Annotated in this window: 1 protein-coding gene; it reads left to right on the forward strand. The window is 46.7% G+C overall.

The features are described 5' to 3' along the window. The first annotated feature begins 240 nt into the window (after nucleotides 1-240). Nucleotides 241-636: a tautomerase family protein gene (locus tag ACXAFR_RS27405; RefSeq protein ID WP_475183357.1), complete on the forward strand. Its 396-nt coding sequence runs from the start codon at nucleotides 241-243 to the stop codon at nucleotides 634-636. Nucleotides 637-911 lie beyond the last annotated feature (275 nt).

Below are 911 nucleotides of genomic sequence, written 5' to 3' on the forward strand. Positions count from 1 at the left end.
ACCAAAGGTGCAGGGTCAATGGCAACTGTATTGTTTAGTCCATAATATTGAGAAAATCGCCAATTACGGGGCGATGAACTAGTGTTATCGCGACAACGAGTCGATATAAACGAGATCCCCAAAATATCGGCAGTATTATTCAAAAATGGATTGATAGGACTATGAAAAATAGTTGCAAAATACCGGTTGTTGCCAGTTTAGTTTTTCTACAGTCTCGTTAGGGCTACCGATGGAGGAAATATGCCTAGTGTTCTGATTGAAGTAAGGCAGGAATATTCGAGAGAGACCGAGCAGGGAATAATGGAGGCGGTTCACGCTGCCATTCGTGACAGTTTCAAAATTAAAGCTGATGATCGCCATGTTCGCTTTGTTGTGCATGAGCCACATCGTTTTGAGTGCCCGCCGGGTCGAGAAAAGCCAGAATTCTATACACACATCAGTATTGACTGCTTTGCGGGGAGGTCGCTAGAGGCGAAGCGTAATCTTTACCAAGCAATTGTCAGTAACCTTCAAGAGTTTGGTATTCCGCCAAATCACGTCAAGATACTGCTTCGTGAAATCACGGCTGAAAATTGGGGCATAAGGGGCGGCCAAGCCGCGTGTGACGTCGATCTGGGTTTTAAAATCAATGTGTAGTCTCCGCCCTAACAATACGTTCAACTGGACAATTTACAGCGGGGCATTCGCTTCGCAAATTGTGCGCCCCGCAGTAAACCACTGCGCCCGCAAGCGGGCTCTGTTTTGCCAGTTAACTTGGCGTTAGTGCGACAAGCGAAGCTTGTCATCTACTTGCAGGGTGAAAGTCCCTGTCGGATAAGGTCTAGCCAGCCATCCGTATCGAGTCTTGCGCAATGTGCGGAGTTTAAAATTAGGATTATTTGAGAGGCAGGAAGCACGGACGAACAAACATT

Source organism: Pseudomaricurvus sp. ABR4_320, assembly GCF_056159445.1.

Bases quoted from the DNA above. Each gene is read 5' to 3' on its own strand.
- ACXAFR_RS27405 (WP_475183357.1), top strand. From the start codon at position 241: ATGCCTAGTGTTCTGATTGAAGTAAGGCAGGAATATTCGAGAGAGACC.